The organism is Aquimarina sp. I32.4, from assembly GCF_002924285.1.
Taxonomy (GTDB): domain Bacteria; phylum Bacteroidota; class Bacteroidia; order Flavobacteriales; family Flavobacteriaceae; genus Aquimarina.
The window spans coordinates 35463-53280 of the sequence record NZ_PGUB01000002.1 but is presented as its reverse complement, the minus strand read 5'-3'; the positions used below and the strand labels follow the sequence as shown (position 1 = coordinate 53280).

Genomic DNA, 17818 nt, shown 5'->3' with positions numbered 1-17818 from the left:
CAACAACTGTCTTGCTTTTTATTGATTATAGACTTCTATTCCAATCTAATTTTGGATAATGCTCACTTAGGTATTTTTTTACAATCACAATATCGTCTTTGGCTGTTAGGTCAGGTACATGCTCAGAAAGAGGTATTCCTATCATATTTTTGGGGTGATCTTGTAGCATATTCAAAAGAACTGTGGGTAGCTCTTTCTCGTCTCTTTGTGGGTGAATGGGACAATTTTTTAAATAAGGATATATAGTACTTCCATCTAGTTTAAATGCATTCATACTCACTCTCAATTTACCATCTTTATCTTTATACTTATCAGATTCACTGGTTGATGGCTTTTCTATAATATCCAGTAAATGGTCTGCTACATCTAATTTTGCAAGCGCAAATCGAGAAATTCTTTCTGTAGGAAACTCCATAGCATCTCTATCATAGCTAATAAGAGCATTTGTACTTACTGTGGTTCTTAATGAGTTTAATGCTTCATATGAGTATAAGTTATCACTATTACAAACCGTATAGCAATCAGTATTTAATTCAGGATATTGCTCTACCGCTTGAAACAATGCGTCTGCTGTTCCCAAAGGTTTGACTCTTCCTTCTGGTATGTATTGAATGGCATATGATATATTCAACCCATGAAAGTCATTATTCTTATTCTTATCGCCATAGAACTCTTTAAACAATTCTCCTTGCTCACTTATAACTATATATATATTCTTATATCCTGCGAGTTTTATATTATATAATAGATAGTCCATCAGAGGACGGTCATTTGGCCCTACACCAATAAGTCCTTTACTTCTTTTGTTTGCTTGCTCTATTTCTTTATCACTCAGTCCTGCTAACGATGTTTGTTTTTTCATTCTGGATGAAGCACCACCAGCTAGTATAACAAGGTTTGTATGCATTTGATTTTGTTTTTTTAGGGGTTATTCTTAATATATTTTTGCACCAGAGTCTACCTCAACCTGATACGCATCTTTAGCACCTGCTTTTATGATTCCATCAATAACCTGTTGTTCTTTGCCTTCTGGAGCAATGGCAACGATACAACCACCTCTACCAGAACCTACAATTTTGGCTCCATAGGCTCCAGCTTTTAAGGCTCCATAAATCATTTTATCTATTTTGGGTAATGAAACGTTCAAAAAATCTCTTAAAACGGTATGATGCTCATTCATTAACATGCCTATTTTTTCTATATCTAAATCATCTTTTTTAAACTCTAACAAGGCATTTTTGGTGATATGATGATTCGCTACTGCTGCATACAATAAAGGTTTCAATTTATCTGGCAAACTTGGCAACAACGCCTTTACATCTTCTTTTACAGCTTTTTTTATATCAAAGTTCTTTGCTTTTGTTACTATATTAATAGCTTCTCGAGTATTTTCTTTTAATTCGCTCAAGACACCTATGGTTTCTTTTGGAATACCTGATTCTCCTATTATCAACCGTGATAATGGATGATCAAATAACTGATAAGTACTATTTTTTCCTGTTTCTAGATACATAATAGTCCCCAAACCAATACTGTATTGATCCATCTTACCTCCTGGATTTTTATGTTCTAAAACCTCTATTTCATATGCTATCTGTGAGATCAACTCTGGTGTAATTTTGTGTGATGATCCAAAAGCTTTTAGTAAAAACTGAACCCACGACACCAGTACTGCAGAAGAACTAGAAACCCCTGCATTTATTGGTAGATTACCAGAAATAGTAATATCATATCCCGTATCTGGTGTACAACCATATCTCTTCAATACTTTGAGAGCTACTAGTAAATGATCTCCTTGTTTTATATGATCTACTTGTTGATCAATAGAAATAGTTCTTGTAGAATGAATATCTGGCATTGTGATAATGAACTTTTGCTCTTCATTTTCTACTGCCTTCAATTTAATATGCCTGTTTATTGCGCAAGCAATTACAGGTAGTTCTAAATAATCCTGATGGTCTCCAAAAAGACAGATTCTTCCTGGAGCCAATGAAGTTAATTTTCTTTTTTTGTCAACTTTGGCCAAAATCATATTGTTTTATACTATATACAGTTAGTTTAGTGCAACTAACCGAATAAAAAGCCTTTGAATGTTTTTATAATCATCAAAGACTTTAAATTCAGCTAATTCAAAAAAAACAGTATTAAATTTTATACTTCGTTAAATTTGATTACTACGTCAGAACATTATTTAACTCAAATTACAGTACTCTGACTTAGTGTTTTTATATCTTCTTATTTGGTTTTTATTTTGATTTCACTTTTGGTAATACTGATAAATCTATAGTAGGTATTATACCATTGGGGTTTCGTGAGAATTCTGAGTTTATGGTTGTATTCTCATTAAAGAACCCACAGTTTTTCATAAAAAATGCATTGCCCTCTACACCTCCTTTATAATCCAATCTGGCATTATCTCTAGCAGTGTTATCTGCCGTAAATTTGGCATTGGTAATCTCATGCCATTTACCCGTAGTATCATACACCCATTGATTTGCATAGGTTCCTTTTCTTGAGATATTTCCTGTATGAGGGTTGAAATTTTCTAAAAATGAATGAAACCTTTTTAAATATGTTGTTGTATTGGGTCTTTTGAAACTGGCAATTAGTTTCCAATCATTGTCTTCTGGGGCATAAAAATATGCTGTATAATCTGTTGAATTATTAGTTGAAGGTTCTCCTTTCAGTAGAAACTTATAAGTGTTTCCTGCTTTCCAATCAAATACTTTATAACTCTGTCCACCAGAGCCTTCTCCTCCAAAATTACCAGCTGTTACTCCTTCTCCTTTTCCCAAAAGAATTATTTTCTGATCATCAGGAATTGTACTAGGATCATCAGTAACAAAAGGGCTCCATACAGAAAATAATATCCTTCTTTCTGTATCTGAGTTTACCTGCATTCCAAAATATCCTTCACCAAAACCATTGGCCATAAAAAATGAACCTATCACATCCTCCTCTTGTGGTACAGTAATTTCGTTGTAAAAATAGATTATATCTTTACCCTCAGGTAATGTATAGTTGAGATGAACAGAGGGACCTCTTCTACCAAAATAAAAACTAAAATCATTAGGGACAAAGGAAACTCCTTTGGTAGTAGCTGTCCCCCCAATAAGAACTTCATTGATATCACCTATATATCTTCCCGTTTTTTTAAGCCCTTGGATTTCTATATAATTATATCCCGCGGTAGTGATATTAAATATCCCTATATCTATATTTTGATACTCTGTATTAGTGATAGTCACATCTTTGGTTATGTCTCCTACAGTTACACGAATAGTTGCGGGACCTTCTTCTGATTTAATGGTTAGTCCAAGATGTAATTCGCCCGTAGATTTTGTTTGAAAATAGGTACGAATTACATCATCAAAAGATGCCCAGTCATGAATCCCTGAGTCCTGAACAAGAACCGCATCTTGTTGTGTGTTATTAATAACCCAACTATTACCCCCAGAAGGAATGGCTATAGATAGATCTAACTTGTTATCAATTTCTGAATCTCTATTCTTTTTATCGGCATTGCAAGCAGATAAACAAATACTAATTACTAAAAACACATAAACTGATCTTTTATAATATTTTATTTTTTTTACCATGATGAGTTAATTATTTACTGTATATAATTGGGGGGTATCATTATTATTGACTACAATGACTACTTTCTTTTTGGCAGCATCTAGTACTACCATATTTCTAACATCTTTATCTGCATAAAATCCTATTTCATTATTCTTTTGAGGTTGGAACATTTTATTTTCTTTTCCTTTTAGATAGATTCCGATGCCCGCATCTGATCGAGTTGTTTCTACCTCAGCATGGTAATTATTTCCTGCCATGAGTAAATCTTTAATCTTATCATTATCAAAATCTTCATAAAGAATACTATTAATAGGATTCATTTGCGCTTCTATAGGAAATGGTTTAAAATCAAAACTATTATTAGTATTTATAAAAATCCCAGATCTAAACTCGGTAGCTTGGTAGTGGATTGCAGAAGTAAATTTTTCTCCTATAATTTGCTGAATATCACTGGTAGCAAAATCACTATATGTTTTTATTCTTTCTTTTAGATATGGTAATTGCTGTGCTGTACAATGTTTTCCTCGTACAGGAACTTGTTTGTTTTTATAATACTTTGCCAATATGATATCTTCTGTTCCGTTATTATCAAAATCATTTGTATAAACATGAAAGGGTTTTTCAACAGACGCTTTATGCTTGTAGTTTGCCCCCAGATTTCCCGCTATTATATCCTTATCACCATCATTATCAATATCGGCTATTAGAATCTTATTCCACCAACCTTTTACAGAGGCTAACTCATTATATGTTTCTTTTTTTGCAAGTACTCCATTGTTATTAATAAAAACCTCGATTCCCATCCATTCTCCTGTAACGATAAGATCAGGGTCATTATCATTATCGATATCACTCCATTGCGCACTGGTAACCATACCAATCTTTTTTATTTCGGGTGCCAAATCATCTGTTTTGTCTACAAATTGGTTATTTTCATTAAGTAATATATGACTTGATGGGGGGTACGGATATTTCCCTGGTATGATACGTCCTCCTATAAATAGATCAATATCCCCATCATTATCAAAGTCTGAAGCCTTTACCACCGACCCTGAGGTATGCATAATGGGCAGCATTGATGGTGATCGGCTAAAGGTAAAGTTTCCTTTATTTATATATAATCTGTCTTGTAACAGTGGAGAATCAGCATCAAACTCATAGCTCCCACTTACTACATACAAATCTTTATCGCCATCATTATCTGCATCAAAAAAACAAGCTCCTACATCCTCATAAATACTGTCTTTGATAAAATCCCGAACAGGCACCATACCATAACTACCGTCTTTTGAAACAATAATTAATTGCGCTGCCTGATTATGTGCTCCTCCTATAAAAAAATCTTCATAACCATCATTGTTAAGATCAGCCTTTGCTATTGCAGGACCTGTCTGGGATAGTTTCTGGGGTAATAATAATTGTTTATCAAAATCATTAAAAGAAGTTTCTTTATGTTTAAAATCAAACGTCTTTTGAGTAAACATTTTATTCACTTCTTTATCTGTATTTTGATCTGATTTCTCTATGCTTTTTGCATAATCAATATGTAGTAATTGATTTGTTTTTATATTGGTCAAAGATTGGGTATTACCATCGGGCCAAATGATTTCTATTTTGGGAATTATAGTTTCTTTTCCTAACCCAAAATGTAATGTATTTGACATAGAAGAAAGGTAGCCTCTTGCATTTATAAGTTGCCTGGTTTGTACTGTACCATTATCCTGATGGATTTTTACTATTGCTCCTACACCAAACCTATTTCCTTTTGATCCTTTAAAATCTATTTGTAAAAAGTTATGCTGCCCAATTTCTCTTGCATTATTTCTTAATATAGTCGCATCTTCATCTAGATTATTGGTTACAATATCCAAATCCCCATCATTATCTAAATCTACATATACGGCTCCGTTTGAAAAGGTTGGTTGTTGATCTGACCAATCTGTAGTTGTATTCTCAAATTGAAGATTTCCTTTATTCTTAAACAAGTAATTCGTTAATTTCTGTTGGGGTAATTTCTGAGTAAATTCATGGAAATCTTTTTCTTTCAGATTATTTTTTTTCTGATCTATCGTATTATTAATCTCGATATTCATATCTCGATCAACAACATCTCTATAAATACCGTTGGTAACATAAATATCATTTAGACCATCTAGATCAAAATCGGCAAAAAGTACAGACCAGCTCCAATCTGTTTGAGCAAGGCCAGACAAATGCGCTATTTCACTAAAAGTGTTGTTTCCATTATTAAGTTGCATTACATTATGCATGTATTGATGGTGATGATCTTTTTGAGTCATTTGATTAAATCGATCAATAGACATCATAGACATGGTTGTTTTTGATCGAATATGGTCTTCTGGGCTCATATCCAATACCATCAAATCATTAAACCCATCATTATTGATATCACCAATATCGCTTCCCATGCTGTAATAGGAAATATGCTTAAAGAGTGTATTTCTTTGTTCTGAAAAAGTCCCGTTTTTATTATTGATATACGCAAAATCAGGGCTAATAAAATCATTAGACACATAAATATCTGGCCAACCATCATGATTAAGATCCCCTACCTGAGCATTCAGTCCAAACCCCAGATCAGGTAATATGCCTGCTTGTATAGAAACATCTGTAAAGTTTCCTTTTCCATCATTGTTATACAATCGGTCACTGCTTCTGAATGTTTGTGTGTGTTTACTTTTCTGAATCTCTTTTATATCCAGTATTTTACCAGATAAATCAAAATCGGCAGGGGCATTTGCTATATAAACATCTAAATCTCCATCTTTATCATAATCAAAAAATGTTGACGCTATTGATCTATTGGTGTCTGCCAAACCATAGTCTTCTGCTTGTTCTGTAAATGTAAGATCTCCATTATTGATGTATAACATATTTGCTAATTTCTGATCTCCTTGATACCAACCAGCTCTATTAATATATATATCTAGAAACCCATCATTATTAATATCAACAACAGATACTCCTGTATCAAAACCTGCTCTTTTTTCTATTCCTGATGCTAGGGTAATATCTTCAAACTTAAAGTTTCCTTTGTTTAAAAAAAGTTTATTATGATAGATATTAGAGGTAAAGAAGAGGTCCTTTAACCCATCATTATTAAAATCTGCGGCGGCTACCCCACCTCCGATATAGATATACAGATATTTATAATAATGTAATTGTTCTGATTCTAATATCTTATTTTGAAAAGTTACTCCTGTTATTTCTGTGGGAACTTTGGTAAATAACTTTTCTGACGAGAGCTTATCTACAGCATTCTCACAAGAACACAAAAAGAATACTAATAAAAGTGTAATACAGATTTTGTAGGGGTTAATTAGCATAGTCTTGGTATAGATAAAGATAACATAGGTTCCTAAAAAAGGAACCTATGTTATTAAATGTTAATCATTTTGAATCAGCGAGGGTTGTAAAATAATCTGTTGTTCTGGAATGTATTCTACAATTCTGAGATGCGTAGCAGGGATTTCTAGAAAAGCATTCGTACCGTTTAAATGTGTTCCTGGATATTTTCTATCCATAGTACGGCCATTTCTATATACATCATATTTTCTATGTCCTTCATAAGCAAATTCTAATCTTCGTTCTTCTAGAACGATATCTAATATTGTTTTTCCTGCGGGAATATCTGCCAATGCATAGGTAGGAATACCTGCTCTTTCTCTAATAATATTTACATTATCTAGTGCTAATTGATCCATTCCTCTCTTTGCTTGTGATTCTGCAATATTCAGATACATTTCAGATAGGCGAGAAACCATAGGGGACCACATATGTATATCATCTTCTTGTAATGAAGCTTTGAGGATATAGAATTTTGGATGTCCATTACGCTTTTTGAGATCAAACCCTTTGGTAACATCTTGCCTTCCATCAGGGCCATTAAAATAATATACAGTTTTACCATCTACCATTTCAGAAGCTACTGTATATGTGGTTCCATCTTCTTCAAAAGTAACTATTCCTCCGCTTTCAGTTGTATTTCTAAACTCATAGGTATATTCATCATTTACCCAATAAACCGCAGGTATTTTCTCTTCGTTATCATCCTCTTCATATTGAGGTTCTATAAATTCTTTCCTTGCATCTTCAGGATTTTTATCAATGAGTTCCAAATAACTTCTAGAAGCATACATCTCTCCCCACCCATTACCATCTACAGTGGCATAAAAAGATCCTATGGTGTACCAGTCATCAAAATTGCCCAAAAGATCAGATGCAGAAGTTAATGTTACTGCAAAAATAGCTTCGTCATTCTGATCTGGTCTCAAAGTATTCATTTTAGAAAATTGACTTGTTGGTAGCAATGAATAGTTCCCTGATTGAATCACCTTATTTGCATATTCTTCTGCTCTTATATTATCCTCTTTATACAAATATACTCTAGACAACAGTGCTTCTGCTGCCTCCTTTGAGGCAAAAGAAGCCCCTTTATTTACTGTCATTAAAGATGCTGCTTTTTCTAAATCCTTGATAACTTGTGCATACACCTCTTCAATAGTGTTTCTATCTGGCCTGTCTTCTATATCAGATGTAAGTTTTAGAGGAACCGATAATCCAGAAGCTCCTTGATTATATGGTCTACCAAATACATTACCCATTTGGAAATAGGTAAGGGCTCTTAAATAATAATTTTCGCCCAATAATTGGTCAGTTTCAACAGATTCTCCTTCTATAATTTTTTCTATAATTATATTACAACCTACTACTATTTTATATGAATTACGCCAAAATCGTTCTACTCGAGAATTCGTTTTTATAGATTGGTAATTGTATAAAAAGAACAAATGATCGGTTGTCCCCCCGCTAAGGCTGATGTTATCTCCTCCATACTCTGATATTCTATGCAGATCATCTACCCAACCATCAAAACCTTTATCTCCTTTTAGCAATGCATAATTACCAATTGTAGCTGTTTCTATTGATTCTGGATCAGAAAACAGTTCTTCTACAGAAATCTCCTCATATGGATTTGTTTCCAAATCACAAGAGTGAAGTATCAATGCAAAAACTGGCAGTAGTATTATTAATTTTTTCATACTATTAGTTTTATAATATTTTTAAAATGATAAATTGACACCCAACACATATCGTTTTGGTATTGGATATGTTATTCCTGGGTTTCCTGATAAACCAATATTTGTACGGTCATTGGGGTTACCTGTAACTGCTGGATCTACGCCACTATAGTTTGTGAATGTCAATAAATTATCTCCTGAGACATATATATTAAGGTTGCTTATACCTATTTTTTTGAGTACATCTTGTGGTAAGTTGTATGATAAGGTAACATTTGCCATTCTCAGGTAACTTGCGTCTTCCAAATAACGAGAGGAGCGCTTGTTTGAATTGTTATTACCTCCTTCTATAGCCAATGGATGCGTAGCTATGTCTCCTGGTTTTTCCCATCGGTTCCAATCATTTATAAGAACTTGTTGATTAAAGGTGGAGTAGAATCCATCTGAGTCAAATAGTTCTCTGGCGCTATTATAAATTTTTCCTCCTTTGGTAAAATTAAAATTAGCAGAAAGCGATACATTTTTGTAGCTCAGTCTAGAATCGAAGCCTCCTGTAAAATCTGGTGATGATGTATCCACTACTTGCAGGGTTGCTTCGTTCCAATTATTGGTTTCTGTGCGTGCTCCTGTATCGGGGTCTACTACTTCCCAAAGCGGGTCTCCATTATCGGGGTCAACGCCAAGCCATTTTCTTATATACCATGCATTAGAATCTTCTCCTACTTTAAAAATTTTAGAGCCTCTAGGGATTTCTGTTTGCCCATCAAATAACTCTGTAATCTCATTTCTATTTACTCCAATATTAAATCCAAGATCCCAGTCAAAGTTTCTACTTTTTATGACATCTATAGAGACTGAGGCCTCAAAACCTTTATTAGTAAGTCCTCCTACATTCTCCCAAAATCCACTATACCCTGTTACATCTGGTAAATTCACAAAGTACAATAGGTCAGAAGTATCCTTATTATAATACTCAAATGTTGCACTTACTCTATTGAATAGCCTTGTGTCTAGTGCAATATTGGTTTCATAGGTTTTTTCCCAGCTTAGATCAGGATTTCCTAATTGATTTAGGATAGCTCCAGGGGTTCCTGTATAATGAGTATCCAATCGATAAGTTCCTTGATAAGGATATAACGATGATGGTCTATTTCCTACAGATCCATAACTCACTCGTAATTTAAGTTCATTGAAGGCAGAACTATTAAAGAAAGCTTCATTATGAATATTCCACCCTGCACCTAGAGCAAAGAAATTACCATATTGATTATCTAACCCAAAATTGGATGCACCATCTCTACGCACAGATGCTTTTAGAAAATATCGGTCACTATATCCATAATCAGCTGCAAGAAAGAATGATTGCAAAGCATAGTCACTCTTACTACCAACAATATCACCAGCTTCACTGGCAACATTTAATACTTCTGTACCTGCGATAATACCATTACCTGTCACTTCTACTTCTTCAAAATCATAATCGTTATACTCATATCCTGCCAGTGCTACTACAGCATGCTCGTCGAATGTTTTAGAATACTGTAGTGTTTGTGTAGTTAATTTGGTGAATCGTTCGTGTAAAATATCAGTGATATTTCCTTTAGTAGCTTCTCCTGCTATTGACCTAGGATCTATATATTCTTTTGATTTAAAACGGTAATAGGTAAAGTTGTTTACAGATCTAAATAATAGGTTAGGTACAATCTCATATTCAAAATCAAAGTTAGAACTTAAATTAAATACATCTTCTGATGAGTAATTCCATTGTTGATCATATAAGTAATTAACTTCATCTCTACCCAACCAATCAGAATCTTCTTCTGCATTGATTAGTTGTCCTTCTGCATTATATGGATTATCCCATGGTAAATTAAGATATAGTTGATATAGAGGAGCTTGAGCAATTCTATCTCTATTATCAAAACTAAACGATAATTTAGGGCTCAATTTTAAGCGTTTTGTAATATCATAATCCAGATTCATACGATAGGTATACCTATCTAGTTCATTACCTTTTAACGTTCCTGTTTCATTATAATACCCCCCATTGATATAGAGGTTTAGTTTTTCTGTTCCTGAGGTAAATGATACATTTACATCTTTTACAAAACCATCTTGAGTTCCATTACCTAACCAGTCATAATCTCTGTTTAACAATTCTGGGGTAAACCAATCTTGAGAATTTCCAAATTGAGTATGATATTCATATAGTTGTTGAGAATTCATCACCTCAAATTTCCCTGTATTAAAGGTATTTATAGCGGCTTTAGAACTTATTGTTATTTCTGATTTACCAGAAGTTCCTCGTTTTGTAGTCACTATAACAACACCATTTGCTCCCCGAGATCCATATAGTGATGTTGCAGAGGCATCTTTGAGTATCGATATAGATTGTACATCATTTGGGTTTACTATGGGTACGCTGGGTTGTATAACACCATCGACCACCCATAAAGGAGTTATGCTACCTCCCAAAGATGAAGCTCCTCGTATTAATATATTAGGTATCGAACCTGGGCTACCGCTAGATGCTCCCAAACGTACTCCTGCGACTTTCCCCTGTAACATTGTCGTTACATCGGGAGTAGTTATGTCTTTTAGTTCTTCTGATTTAATATTTACTATTGACGAAGTAATGGTTTCTTTCTTTTGTGTCCCATAAGCTACTACAATGATTTCGTCTAACATGCTTATATCTTCTTGTAATACAGCATTTATTTTTGTTTGACTGGTAACACTTATTTCTTGGGTAAGATATCCCATGTATGATATTTCAAGAATATCTGCTTTACTTGCTTCTATGGTATAGTTTCCATCAAAATCTGAAGTAACTCCTTCAGTTGTACCTTTAATTATGATGGAAGCTCCAACGATAGGCATATCGGATTTGTCATAGACAGTTCCTGTTATTGTTTTCTTTTGAGCTATTATGCTACTAGTAATTGTACACATAAAGATCAATAAAAGGGTCCTTAGTTTTTCCATATAGTAATGTGATTTAGTTATTTAGTACTTATTATTCACCCAGTTATGAGGGGTACGTTTTACCCACATACCTCTGGTGAAATCAGGAAAGTCCTGTGGTTCTCCATTGTTTTCGATGGATAGTTCAGAAAGAGGGGTAATTGCGCTCCATGCGGCAGCATCATACACATCAAGAGGCGGAGCTATATTTTCTTTTGCTGCTTCTACAAATGCATTGAGGACAAAGAAATCCATTCCTCCGTGCCCTGCACCCATAGCAAAATCTCCATATTTTTGCCATAAAGGATGGTCATATTTTTTCAGCCACTCATCAGCAGCATCCCATTGATGTGGTTTTGATTGTCCTTCTATATACATCCGGTTTCCATCTACCTCCCACAATCCATTGGCTCCTTGCACTCTAAATCCTAATGAGTAAGGTCTGGGTAAATTACAATCATGCGTTACAATAATGGTCTCCCCTTTGGCGGTTTCTATAGTAGTAGTAATGACATCTCCTTGCTTGAATTTTACTTTTGCATTTGGATGTTCTTTGCCCCCGTGTTTTACTATATAGTTGTGCAGTCCTATAGATTTGGAGGCATTTGAGCTTAACGATACAAAACGATTTCCTCTGTTTATATCACACATCGTGGCAACAGGGCCGACACCGTGAGTAGGATATACATCTCCGTTCCTTAAAACAGAATGCTGTGTTCTCCATTTGGATTCTGAGATTCCTTTTTCTCCAAACTCTACACCTTTACCATAGGCTGTTTTGCCATCGTTTAATTTTACAAAACGAAGATCATGCTGATAACCACACCTAAAATGTACTAGTTCGCCAAATACATTTTGCTTTACCATATTCAAAACAGCAAGTATATCTCTGCGGTAGTTTACATTTTCTAGGATCATCAAATGAGAGCCAGTGGCTTCATGCGTATTTACCAAATCCCAGCATTCTTCTATTGTATTGGCAGCAGATACTTCTAGACCAGTATATTTACCTGCTTTCATTGTATCTACAGCCATTTTGGTATGCCATAACCATGGGGTGGATATGATGACCGCATCTACATCGTCTAATGCGAGTAAGTTTTTATAATCGTAATCACTTTTCCCAAATACCTTTGGTTTAGAGAAACCAGCTTCTTCTATTTTTTTTAATGCTATCTTGATTCGCTCAGGGTCGATATCACAAACAGCTGTTATATCAACATCTTTTCTATTGATAGCATTGTTAAAATGATTCATTCCTCTTAATCCAACTCCTATAAAAGCAAGTTTAAGCTTCTCATCTGTGGAGTTCATTATCCCACCAAAAGATAAATTAGAAAGTAGAGATACTCCTGCGCTGGCAAGAGCTGTTTTTTTAACAAAATTTCGTCTGGAATTCATGTATGTTCTTTTAATATTAAACTACTGGAATTCAAATATGATGGTTACATTTTGTTAAAAAGATGATATTTTGAGCAATTAGGAGGGTTATTTGATATTTGAATCTATCAATGCTTATTTTGTCCCCCTTTTTGACGAATTAGACTACTACATTACATCGCTTTCCAATCTATAGCCTCTTTTTTTTGTAAAATTTATTAATATCTTTAACATTATTTCACACAATAATTTATCTTCTCTGTTAAAATCTTTATCAAAGAATATATATTCTTATTTTGTTTACATCGTTCATCATTGATATTATAGTAAATAAGTGATATACAAATGAATCGATGTAGTTCAAAAAGAAGGCTTACCAATTAAAAAAAGTCATTTTTATGTTCAGATCAAAGAACTTTTATTTATTGAGCATCTTCATAGGGTGTTTTGCTTTTTCATATAGTCAAAATCATACAAATTTCAAGCATTTATCGCCTGTCAACGATAATAGGTTTGTTCTTCCTTCCAAAACAATTCAGGATTCATTGGGTACTATATGGATATTATGTGATAATGGAGTATTAGTATATAATGGGTATGACTATAAATTGATTAATGACAGAGTCATTTTTCCTGATATTGAACATGATGATTTTATAAACAATCTATTTGTTGATCATGATAAGAATATCTGGATCACATCACAGTCTGGTTTGTTATCAAAATATACATCAAGTTCTGAGCAGTTTGAGGATATGACTCCTTGGTTGCCAGAAAATGAAATTATAAATTCTATTGTTGTAAAGGAGAATAATGTTTGGTTAAGCTCTAAACAGGGAAGTATATACAGATACACCAACTCCAAACTACATTACATTACTACTATCTCAGATATAGCACCTAATATCAAAAACATTACGGATATAGAGGTTATAAATTCCTCTGATATATATATGAGTACTAGTAAAGGCGCTATCTATAAGTATTCACTAATATCAGGACAGACAACCGAACTAATAGGTGCATTTTCTAATTACCCTGGGAGTATTATTCTTACTACAGATAACAATAATAAACTTTGGATAGGTACAGAAACATACGGGTTGTTTGTTTATGATCCCATACAAGAACGGTTTATTCAAGATTCTTTTTTTGAGCAAGAACGGTTTAATATTAATAAAGAAATGTTTCTTACCTTGTTTTGCAGTAAGGATGGATATATATGGGGAGGAACTGATGGTGGTGGGTTATACAAAATAAATAGTATTACTGGTGAGATCGATTTGTTTACACGGCAGTATTCTAATGAGTTTTCTTTAAGCAGTAATACTATCGTGAATGTAAATGAAGATAATCATAGTAATATATGGATAACTACTAATTATGGGGGACTTAATATTCTTCCTAATAGTAATAATGATATCAAATATCATGAAGGTTCAGAAAACAATACACCGCTTAGAGTATTGAGCATTTTCAAAAGCTCTAAAGGTGTATTGTGGGTAGGAACAGATGGCTCTGGATTAACGAGTATAACTTATAATAGTGATGGAACCACGCATGAAACACAATATTTTAATGATTTACCATTAAATAAAGGATTTTACATTCAATCTATTACAGAGGATAACCAATCAAATATTTGGTTTGGAACTTATAAAAATGGTTTGTGGCGTTATAGTACAGTCAATCATACTTTTCAAAAAGTAAACGTGTATAATTCTAATCAACAAGAAGCCAAAGATGTACGTACTGTTTTTTGTGATTCTAAAGGACGTATTTGGGTGGGATCAAACCTATCAATCAATTTATACACTCCAGATTTAAAGCCTATTGCCATTTTTGATCATAATGTTAATGGATTAAAAGGAAGTAATACAGAGAGTATTCTTGAGGACAATACGGGTCTAATTTGGCTAGGACAGTATAACGGAGGGTTGTTTCAATTTGATGAAAACACTACCAATATAGGTCTTTCTACATTTATTGATCATTCACAGAAAAATAAAAATTTAAAAGGTGAAATTCATGCTGTTAGATCGATGGTTCTTGGTGACATGGGGGAAATCTGGCTAATTAATGGACTCGGAAAACTATTGAAATTTGATATCAGTAATACGACCTATACTACATTTGAGGATATAGCGTCTATCAAAGAAAAAATATTTCATGCTATCCTCAAAGATAATGAAGGTGGTTTATGGCTTAGTTCTAAAAATAATGGTATCAACCATCTGGATATTAAAAACAAGTCTGTAAAAACCTATTATGATACAGATGGTTTTCAAGATAATATGTTTCTAGCCAGAAGTAAATTTAACGATACACAAGGGCATTTATATTTTGGAGGAGTCAAAGGGATCAATAGTTTTGATCCCAAAAAAATGAGAGAAAAGGTTGCCGATCCCCGATTGTATATCAATAGTGTAGAGATACTAAATCAACCTGTATATTCCTTATTACCATCTATGGTAAAGACTGAGATATCTGATGTTAACTCTCTAGAATTAGAGCATGATCAATCCTATTTCTCCTTTAGGTTTTATGCTATCGATAATATACTAAACCCTAGTTATTATTATGCATATCGACTTAAGGGGTTTGATGAAGATTGGATTACCAGTCAATCCGAACGCTTGGCTACGTATACAAATATCCCTCCTGGAAAATATACATTTGAGGTAAAAACAGGCACAAAAAAAGGAGTCTGGAACCTACCACAAAAAAGTATTGCTATTCAAATACACCAACCACTATGGAACACTCCTCTGGCATATATTTTCTATTTAGCCATACTCGTACTTATGGCATACGGGGTAAGAAGGTGGTATGTACTGAAAAAGAAATTGTTTCTAGAGAAAATCAATCATAAAAAAGAAAATGAATTACATGATTTAAAAATGAATTTCTTTGCAAAAATGTCACATGAGATTCAAACTCCTCTTACCCTAGTTTTAGGCCCCATAGATGACATGCTAAAAAAGGCAGAGAAAAACGGCAACCTATTATTAAAACAACGCTTGAATATTATAGCATACAATACTAAACGCCTTTCTAGAATTGCACAAGAATTAACATTGGTAAGAAATAAAGAATTAGAAACGCTAAGACTTACAGTTACCAAAAATGATTTGCATAAAGATATACATACCATTTCATTATCATTTAAGGAACTGGCAAGAAAAAGAAAAATTGATTTTGTCATCAATTGCCCCAAAAATTTACCAATGGCATGGTATGATAAAGAGAAATTAGAGCATGTGATATATAACTTACTTTCTAATGCTTTTAAGTTTACTCCCAAAGAGGGTAATATCTTTTTAAACATTGTACCAGTTAATAATAAGAAAAAAATAAAACTATCTGTGATAGATTCTGGGCCAGGAATTCCTGATAAAGAATTGAAACATATTTTTAAGTTATTCTACCAATCTGATATTGGTAAAAAAAACAAAGGTACTGGTATAGGATTAGCACTCACCAAAGAATTAATGAGCCTGCATAAAGGTAAAATCAAGGTTGACTCTAATCCTACAGAGGGTACGACATTTACCATCAAATTCCCTATTACAGAAGATGCATATAGTGATTCAGAAAGAATTACAATACACGAGACAGAAGAGGTTACTACTCACACCACTATAGAAGAGCAAACGTCTGATAATAAAGAAAAGGTAGACTACTCAAAGCAAACTATTCTTGTTGTAGAAGATAATTATGATTTGCAATCTTTATTAAAAGAACTTTTGTGTAATGACTATAATATTATTCTGGCAGAAAATGGCGAAGAAGGGTATTACTATGCCAAAACCAATATTCCTGACCTTATTCTCAGCGATATTATGATGCCAAAGCTAGATGGAATCCAAATGTGCAAAAAAATCCAAAAAGATCCTATGGTCATGCATATTCCTGTTGTTTTACTCACGGCAAAAAACTCTACCAATGCCAAAATTTCTGGATTAAAATCGGGAGCAATAGAATACATCAATAAACCTTTTAATACCAATGAGCTATTACTAAAAGTAAAAAATATCTTGTTATCAAGAGAACATATCATTTCAAAATATAGAAAAGAGATCATAAGCCGTCCCAAGGTAATTGTAGAAAAATCTTTGGATGAGATTTTTCTAGAAAATCTTATGACGCATATAAACGCTAGATTGGGTGATGCTGATTTTAAGATGGAAGAGTTGGCAGAATCCTTACATATGGGGTACTCTAGTTTATATCGCAAATGCCAAGCTCTTACAGGACATAGCCTAGTAGATTTTGTACGTTTGCTCCGATTAAAAAAGGCAGCTATTTTGATTACCCAATATGGATATAATATATCCGAGGCTTCTTTTATGACAGGATTTAATGATCCTAAATATTTCTCAAAATGTTTTAAAAAACATTTTGAGAAAACTCCTGGAGTATTTAAAAAAGAAGCCAAAGAAATGGGAGTTACCTTATATCTAAAACAACACCAAGTAGATAATACGTTTTAATTTTTTTTGAGAGGTAATACTATTTCAATTCCACCTACTAGTATAAAGGTCTCACTTGTTAGTAAATATAAAAACATCAAATTTCACACCCCCTCCCGATAAGGGGGTACCCCCTTATCGGGAGGGTTCGAGCTGATCCCGAGGTGGTTCGAGCTGATAAAGTATCGCTTCGATTTGATAAGTTGATCCTTTGAGCCGATACATTATCAAATCGAGTTGATCTTCTAACCCTTTGAGCTGATACATTATCGACTCAATCTGATATCCTGACCCTTTGAGTTGATAAATTATCAACTCGAACCACCTATATAGGTGGTTCGAATCACCTCAACCACGCTTCGAGCTACCTATATAGGT

The 17818-nt window shown here is 33.6% G+C and carries 8 protein-coding genes; 1 reads left to right on the top strand and 7 read right to left on the bottom strand.

Going from position 1 to position 17818, the window contains the following annotated elements:
- Nucleotides 1-25: 25 nt before the first annotated feature.
- The 7 genes from CVD18_RS00675 to CVD18_RS00645 all read right to left on the bottom strand — a co-directional run bounded on the left by CVD18_RS00675 (nt 26) and on the right by CVD18_RS00645 (nt 12989).
- Nucleotides 26-907, bottom strand: a complete 882-nt coding sequence (locus tag CVD18_RS00675; protein WP_103863526.1) for a sugar phosphate nucleotidyltransferase — start codon at nt 905-907, stop codon at nt 26-28.
- A 27-nt stretch (nt 908-934) separates the two neighbouring features.
- Nucleotides 935-2026 (bottom strand): mevalonate kinase, encoded by a 1092-nt coding sequence (locus tag CVD18_RS00670; protein WP_233194443.1) that lies wholly within the window; start codon nt 2024-2026, stop codon nt 935-937.
- Between the two features lie 220 nt (nt 2027-2246).
- Nucleotides 2247-3599 carry a DUF3472 domain-containing protein gene (locus tag CVD18_RS00665; protein WP_103863524.1) on the bottom strand — a complete coding sequence of 451 codons (1353 nt, stop codon included), beginning with the start codon at nt 3597-3599 and terminating at the stop codon, nt 2247-2249.
- Between the two features lie 6 nt (nt 3600-3605).
- Nucleotides 3606-6929, bottom strand: coding sequence for a VCBS repeat-containing protein (locus tag CVD18_RS00660; RefSeq protein WP_103863523.1), 3324 nt, complete (start codon nt 6927-6929; stop codon nt 3606-3608).
- A 60-nt stretch (nt 6930-6989) separates the two neighbouring features.
- Nucleotides 6990-8645 carry a RagB/SusD family nutrient uptake outer membrane protein gene (locus CVD18_RS00655; protein ID WP_103863522.1) on the bottom strand — a complete coding sequence of 552 codons (1656 nt, stop codon included), beginning with the start codon at nt 8643-8645 and terminating at the stop codon, nt 6990-6992.
- Nucleotides 8646-8666: 21 nt separating this feature from the next.
- Nucleotides 8667-11609, bottom strand: a complete 2943-nt coding sequence (locus CVD18_RS00650) for a TonB-dependent receptor (RefSeq protein WP_233194442.1) — start codon at nt 11607-11609, stop codon at nt 8667-8669.
- A gap of 21 nt (nt 11610-11630) precedes the next feature.
- Nucleotides 11631-12989, bottom strand: coding sequence for a Gfo/Idh/MocA family protein (locus CVD18_RS00645; protein WP_103863520.1), 1359 nt, complete (start codon nt 12987-12989; stop codon nt 11631-11633).
- 377 nt (nt 12990-13366) lie between these two features.
- Between CVD18_RS00645 and CVD18_RS00640 the strand changes: the two genes are divergently transcribed.
- Entirely contained in the window at nt 13367-17461 is a 4095-nt protein-coding gene (locus CVD18_RS00640) for an ATP-binding protein (protein WP_103863519.1), read from the top strand.
- The last annotated feature ends 357 nt before the right edge of the window (nt 17462-17818 follow it).